The 1,261-nt window shown below is 43.5% G+C and carries 3 protein-coding genes; all 3 read right to left on the bottom strand.

Annotation, left to right across the window (positions count from 1 at the left end; genetic code table 11):
• The coding region (locus tag R7Q47_RS25100) for an ATP-binding cassette domain-containing protein (protein WP_318090029.1) at positions 1-494 on the bottom strand (494 nt) is incomplete at its 3' end.
• The gene (locus R7Q47_RS25095; protein WP_011105882.1) at positions 472-714 is read right to left on the bottom strand and encodes a glutaredoxin family protein; all 243 of its coding nucleotides are present in this window, start codon (positions 712-714) and stop codon (positions 472-474) included. The genes R7Q47_RS25100 and R7Q47_RS25095, both read right to left, overlap by 23 nt.
• Before the next feature lie 28 nt (positions 715-742).
• A partial coding sequence (locus R7Q47_RS25090; protein ID WP_318090025.1) for a class I SAM-dependent methyltransferase occupies positions 743-1,261 on the bottom strand: 519 nt, incomplete at its 5' end.

Raw genomic sequence — 1,261 nt, 5'->3', positions numbered from 1 at the left:
GCCTTGCGTTGCCAGCCGCCAGATAAGTCACGAAGTAATGTGTCTGGACTTAACTTTAGGGCACTAAGTACGTTTTTAACTCGGTCATCAAAACGCCACGCATTTGAATGATCCAATTGATCTTGAATTTTTGCTAAGCGGTTGATGTTCTTTTCGCTTGGGTCTTGCGCAACAAGATCAAGAAGATCATGGTAGATCTTAAGCTGTTCGCCAATTTCCGCTAAACCACCAGAGACATACTCATAAACAGTACCTTCTTGGTTGCGCGGTGGATCTTGCTCCAAACGAGAAACAACAACATCTTGTGTTATTTGAATTTTGCCGTCGTCCAGTAAGATGTCGCCAGCAAGTACTTTCATCAACGTTGACTTACCGGCACCGTTTCTCCCTACTAAACAAACACGCTCATTTTCCTGCAAAGCAAACTCTGCGCGGTCTAATAGCGGATGATCACCGAAAGCAAGTTGCGCGTTATGAATGGTAAGTAATGCCATTATTTTCCAACCAATTTTTGAGTTCATCTAAATCGAACGGCCAGTTCAACTCAGAATCTTGATATTTTAATACGGGAATCGTTACGCCGTAACGAGAAAACAGTTCATCATCGAATGCGATATCGATAATATCTGTTTGTTCCGCCAGGCCGACCTGGCTTACTAGAGCAAATGCCATCTCACAAAGATGGCACCCCTCTGTGCTATACAATGTCAGCACTTATACGTCCTTATACTCAATCGTTTCTTTACTCTGCGTGTGTCACTAGCCAGCAGTTATGGATGTGTTTGTTTCGAGAAAAATCCAAAGGCAGAGTTTGCGATGAAATATTCTGAGCTTTTAGTCCTAGCTCAGCCAACCCTTCTTCATCCATCTTAAAGTGACGTTTATTGTTCGAGAACACAATCGTACCGCCTGCTCGTAACAAACGTTTCAAGTTCGTCATTAGCTTGATATGGTCACGTTGCACGTCGAATGACGTTTCCATACGTTTTGAGTTTGAAAACGTCGGTGGATCAATAAAGATAAGGTCGTATTCGCCTTTTGCATTTTCAAGCCACTGCAGACAATCAGCTTGCTCAAAGCGATGTTGGCGTCCAATACAACCATTCAACTGCATATTGTCTTTTGCCCAGTTAAGGTAAGTGTTTGACATGTCTACTGTCGTTGTTGAACGAGCTCCGCCAACTGCCGCGTGTACTGTTGCACTACCTGTGTAAGCAAATAGGTTCAAGAAATCTTTGCCTTGAGCCATTTCGCCTAAGCG

The organism is Vibrio sp. Vb0349 (genome assembly GCF_033338975.1).
Note: the sequence above shows the minus strand (reverse complement) of the source record. Positions and strands in the feature narration are given on the sequence as shown.